Annotated in this window: 3 protein-coding genes and 1 pseudogene; all 4 read left to right on the top strand. The window is 71.4% G+C overall.

Annotation, left to right across the window (positions count from 1 at the left end):
- Positions 1 to 232 (top strand): annotated as a pseudogene (locus BGN95_RS01930) (adenylate/guanylate cyclase domain-containing protein); the annotation flags it as partial.
- Entirely contained in the window at positions 219 to 956 is a 738-nt protein-coding gene (locus tag BGN95_RS01925; RefSeq protein WP_286771452.1) for a hypothetical protein, read from the top strand. The pseudogene BGN95_RS01930 and the gene BGN95_RS01925, both read left to right, overlap by 14 nt.
- Positions 957 to 1,141: 185 nt before the next feature.
- On the top strand, positions 1,142 to 2,935 hold the full coding sequence (locus BGN95_RS01920; RefSeq protein WP_286771451.1) for a ShlB/FhaC/HecB family hemolysin secretion/activation protein: 1,794 nt from the start codon (positions 1,142 to 1,144) through the stop codon (positions 2,933 to 2,935).
- Positions 2,932 to 5,558: beta strand repeat-containing protein (locus BGN95_RS01915; protein WP_502688236.1), on the top strand; the 2,627-nt coding region annotated here is incomplete at its 3' end. The genes BGN95_RS01920 and BGN95_RS01915, both read left to right, overlap by 4 nt.

Raw genomic sequence — 5,558 nt, 5'->3', positions numbered from 1 at the left:
GCTGCGCGGCCGGCAGACCCCGGTCGATATCTTCGAGCCGGCGCCCGATTTTCCGGCGGAGGAGCGCGCCGCGCTCGGCCATATCGTCACGGCGCTCGACGCGGGCGCCTGCCGCGACGCGGCGCTGGCGGACCTGCGCGCGATGATCGCGCGCCACCCGCGCGACGCCGCGCTCGCCAATCTTCTCAACCGTTACGAGCATATCGAGGGAGGTGCCTATGACCTGGGATAGGATCGCGCTGCGCGGCGCAATCGCCGGACTGGCGCTCGCGCTGGGGTCCGCGGCGATCGCCGACACGATCGTCGTGCGTGCGTCGGGGCCGTCGGCGAAAAACTATCCGCCGGGCCGCAAGCTCGCCGAAAGCGGGGCGCTCGCGCTCCAGCCCGGCGACGTCGTGACGCTGCTCGACGCGAAGGGCACACGCACCTTGCGCGGGCCGGGCAATTTCAACGTCGCCGCCGCCAATGCCGCGCCCGCCGGCGGGGTCGCGCTCGCCGCCCTGCTCGATACCAAGCGCGTGCGCCGTGCGCGCACCGGGGCGGTGCGCGGGGGTGTCGGCCAGCCGGGCACGCCGCGTCGCCCCAATCTGTGGCTCGCCGATGTCGCGACGCCGGGCGCGCTCTGCGTCGCCGATCCGGCGACCCTCAAATTGTGGCGCGCCGACACGACCAGGGCGGCGACCGTCCAGATCGCGGGCGGGGGCGCACAGGCGACCGCGAGCTTCGCCGCCGGCGAGGCGATCGCCGCCTGGCCCGCCGCGCTGCCGGTGCGCGACGGCGCCAGCTATCGCGTGAGCGCGGACGGCCATCCCGCCGAGATCCGCGTTGCGCTGATCGATGCCGGGACGGCGGGGATGGACACGATCGCGTCGACGCTGATCGCGCACGGCTGCACCGCGCAGCTCGACCTGCTGGTCGATGCCGCCGCACCTGCCGACACGGCGGCAAAGGATTGAAACTACAGGGAAGCCTGCTTGTCGCGAGGCGGGCGGACTGATAGCCTCGGGGTGGATCGCGCCGGATCAGACGCCATCCCACCCGGGCCGCAAAAAGGGCGGCGCCACGGCACAACGCCAGCGCGCGCACAGGGTTCAGGACGGGCGGCCTGCCACAGGCCGCCCGACGGTTCGGGGGACAGGGAATGCGGGTTCATCAGGGTTTCGGGCGTGCGGCGCTGTGGCGCTTTACGCTGGGCCTTACGGCATTGGCCCCGGCGCCGGCTGCAGCGCAGGTTACCGCGCGCCCGCCGACCCGCGAGGAATTGTCGCGCGGTGCGCTTACCGGCGAGCCGGCGGCGCCGGGCGGGCGGCTGACGGTGGTCGGCGGGGTCGAGCGCGCGCCGTGCCCGCTCGCCGATCCGCGCTACGCCAATGTCACGGTCAATTTCAGCGACGTCCGGCTCGAAGGGCTGCGCGTCGTCGACCCCGGGGCGCTGCGCGACACGTGGAGCGACCTTGCCGGCCACGATGTGCCGATCGCCAGCCTGTGCGAGGTGCGCGACCGTATCGCCACCGCATTGCGCCAGATGGGCTATCTCGCCGCGGTGCAGGTGCCGCCGCAGCGCATCGACAAGGGTGGTGTCGTCCGGCTCGACGTGTTCATGGCCAGGCTGGTCGCGATCGAGGTGCGCGGCGAGGCGGGCAACAGCGAGCGGCTGATCGCGGCGCATATGGAGGCGCTGAAGGACGAGCCGGTGTTCAACGTCCACGAGGCCGAACGTCATCTGCTGCTCGCGCGCGATCTGCCCGGTTATGACGTCCGGCTCGCGCTCCGCCCCGCGGGCACCGCGCCGGGCGAGGTGATCGGCGAGGTGACGGTGACGCGCCGACGTATCGAAGTCGATATCAACGTGCAGAATCTGGGCAGCAGCGCGGTGGGGCCGGTCGGCGGGCTTGCGCGGTTGCGGATCAACGATCTCACCGGGCTGGGCGACAGCACGACGTTCAGCGTCTTCAACACCGCGCAGCCGAGCGAGCAGACCGTGCTCGAGGTCGGGCACAATATGGCGCTGGGCAGCAACGGGCTCAGGCTGTCGGGCGATTTCACTTATGCGTGGAGCAAGCCCGATGTCGTCGGCGGGCAGCTTTCGTCGACCACGATGATCGCGACCGGCGCGTTGAGTTATCCGCTGATTCGGCGACAGGTCCGCACGCTGATGGCGACCAGCGGGATCGACGTGATCGATCAGGATCTGCGCTTCGGTAGCGGCGCGGCGCGGGTGCCCTTGTCGCGCGATCGGCTGCGCGTGCTGTTCGCGCGGCTCGATGGCGATCTGATCGACCCGGAGAGCGTCGTCAGCGCCAATGGCTATTCGGCGCTCGAGCCGCGTTGGCATCTCGGTGGTTCGCTCGAATTGCGTCAGGGGCTCGCCGGGCTCGGCGCGAGCAAGGCATGCCGCGCGCTCGTCGGCTGCGGCACGCCGGTGAGCCGCGAGGGCGGCGACGCCTCCGCCTTCATCGTACGGGCGAGCGCGCAGGCCGAATTCCGCCCGACCCCGATGTTCACGATCGCGCTCGCGCCGCGCGCGCAATATAGCCCGGACGTGCTGCTCTCCTATGAGCAGATCAGCGCGGGCAATTACACCGTCGGGCGCGGCTATGATCCGGGGACGCTGACCGGCGACAGCGGCTTCGGCGTCTCGACCGAATTGCGCTACGGCCGGCTCGTGCCGCGCGGGGCGAAGCCGTTCGCGTTCCAGCCGTTCGTGTTCATGGATAGCGCCTGGGTGTGGCACCACGGCGCCAGCTATGCCGGGTTCGATCCGCAGCGGCTGGTTTCCGCCGGCGGGGGCGTGCGCGCCACCTGGGCGGGCCACGCGCGGCTCGACCTCACCGTCGCCACCCCGTTGCGCACCGCCGGTTTCCAGACCGAGCGCGGCGCGACGCGGGTGTTGTTCTCGCTCAGCACGCAACTCCTGCCGTGGAGGCACCAATGACCCGTTCGACCCGGATGCTGCTCGGCGCGCGCGCCAGCGCCTTGGCGCTCGCGGTGGCGTGGGCGGTGTCGCCCGCCGGCGCGCAGACCTTCCCCGGCGGGGCGCAGGCGACCCCCAGCTACGATCCCGCCAAGGTGAGCATCTCGTCGGCGTCGAATGTCGATAATATCACCGTCAACAGTGCGCAGGCGGTGATCAACTGGACGCCGCCGCCGAGCAGCGGGACGATCGACTTCCTCCCCGCCGGCCATGCGATGAACTTCAGCGGACCGGTCAGCTCGTTCGCGCCTTATACCGTCCTCAACCGGGTGGTGCCGGGCGGGACGGTCGCGCAGGCGATCGCGCTCAACGGCACGGTGCAGAGCGATTCGTTCGGATCGATCTGGTTCTATTCGCCGGGCGGGATCATCGCCGGGGCGACGAGCGTGTTCAACGTCGGGTCGCTGGTGCTGACCGCCAACGATATCGACACCACCGGGGGGCTGTACGGCGCCACCGGCGAGATCCGCTTCCGCGGCGCGGCGGGCAGCAATGCGGCGGTGCAGATCGCCCCGGGGGCGACGATCAACGCGCTGACGCCGGGCACCTATGTCGCGCTCGTCGCGCCGCGCGTCGAGCAGGGCGGGACGATCAACGTCGGCGGATCGGCAGCCTATGTCGCGGCGGAGAGCGCGGATATCCGGATCAACGCCGGGCTGTTCGATATCACGGTCAACGCCGGCACCACCGACGCCAACGGCATCGTCCACACCGGCGACACCAACGGCCAGATCGCCTCGGGCGGCGGCGAGGCGCGGCGCATCTATATGGTCGCCGTTCCCAAGAACAATGCGCTGACCATGCTGCTGTCGGGCAATATCGGTTATGTGCCCGCGGGCGCTGCGATCCCCGACGATAACGGCGTAGTGCTCTCGGCGGGCTATGATCTCGCGGGCGGCGCGGTCGCCACCCCGCGCAATGCGACCGCGACCGCCGACGCCGGGTTCACGATCGGCGCGAGCTTCTGGCAATCGGTGCTCAACGGCGCCGCGACCGGCGATATCGCGATCAACACCGGCGGCGGCGCGCGCGCCGGTTTCGGCGCGGACGTGACGCTCTCGGCCGAACGCAGCATCGCCTTGCTCGCGGGCCAGTCCGGCGGGATCAGCGTTGCGGGCAACATGACGCTGACCGCGGGCGTCGGCGCCACCGGCGGGGCGATCAGCCTGACGAGCATCGGGGGCACCGGCTCGGTCGACCTCGACGGCAGTATCGGCATCGCCGGCGGGCTGACGCTCAACGCCTTCGGCGACGGGTCGGCGGGGGTGAGCGGGACGCCGACGACCGGCGCCGATGCGTTCGGCGGGACGATCGCGCTCATCGCCAATGGCGGGACGATCAGCGCATCGACGCTTTTCGCCAATGCCACCGCGAACAGCGGCTATGGCACAGATCGCTCGGGCAATGCGACCGGGGGCAGCATTGCGCTTTCCGCGCTTAGCGCGCCGCCGCCGGCCGGAAAACCGGGGGGATTGCTGCAGTTCGCCGCGACGACGCTCGACGCGTCCGCCAGTACGCCGACGCAATTCGCCGCCGCGCCGACCAACGGCGGTTCGGGGTTCGGCGGCAGCATCGCGCTGACCGGCGCGGGCGGGGTGCTTGATCTCGGCTCGGTCAGCGCGACGGCGCAGGCGACCGGCGGCAATGCCGGCACCGGCAGCGCGGGCAATGCGACCGGCGGGAATATCAGCGTCGCGATATCCGCGGGCACGCATCAATGGAGCGGGTTCACCGCCGATGTCGGGGCCAATCCGGGCTATTCCAGCAACGGCGGCAATTTCGGCGCGGCAGTCCCCGGGGCGAACGGGATCGCGATCGATGTCGGCGGCCCCGGCAGCCTGACGCTCGACGGCTTCGTCTCGCTTTCCGCCGATGCGACGATGACCGGCGTCGGCGCGGCGGGGGCGGCGTCGCGCGCCGGGCGGATCTCGCTGCTGGCGCATGACGGCGGCACACTGGCGATCGGCAGCAATCTGTCGGTCAGCGCGATCGCGCGTGCGTTTGCGCCGGATTTCGGCACGACCGCCGGGCTGCGCTCGCCCGATCTTTTCGGCGGGACGATCAGCATCGGCGCGGCCGGGGGGACGTTCACCACACCGGGGCTGCAGGTCGACGCCTCGGCCTATGCGCCGCAGGGCGGGTTCGGCAATCCGGCGCAGTCGGGCAATGCGACCGGGGGCGACGTTACGCTGTTCGCGAGCGCGTCGGGCGGCGCGCGCGGCAATCTCACGCTCAGCAATTGCGCGTCTTTCGGCTGTTTTGCCTCGGCGAACGGCGGTGGCGGGGTTGGGCCGGCGGGGTCCAACGGCACCGGCGGGACGATCCTGCTCTATGCCGCCGACGCGGATTTCTCCGCGCTGGGCCGCATGACTCTGTCGGCGACCGGCGACGGCGGCGCGCCGGGGTTCAGCAGCGCGGGCGGGCGCAGCGGCGACGGGCTCGGCGGCCGCGTGACGGTGGAGAGCCGCACCGGCGCCACCAATGACGCGACGCTGGCGTTCGACAATCTCGATCTGATCGCGAGCGGCACCTCCGCCGCGACCGGCGAAGGCGTGTTCTTCAACCAGGGCGACGGCGGCAACGG

The organism is Sphingomonas sp. 66-10 (assembly GCF_001897045.1).
In the GTDB taxonomy this organism is placed as follows: Bacteria; Pseudomonadota; Alphaproteobacteria; order Sphingomonadales; family Sphingomonadaceae; genus Sphingomonas; species Sphingomonas lycopersici.
This window is presented reverse-complemented; position numbering and strand designations above follow the sequence as displayed.

Bases quoted from the DNA above. Each gene is read 5' to 3' on its own strand.
- BGN95_RS01925 (WP_286771452.1), top strand. From the start codon at position 219: ATGACCTGGGATAGGATCGCGCTGCGCGGCGCAATCGCCGGACTGGCG.
- BGN95_RS01920 (WP_286771451.1), top strand. From the start codon at position 1,142: ATGCGGGTTCATCAGGGTTTCGGGCGTGCGGCGCTGTGGCGCTTTACG.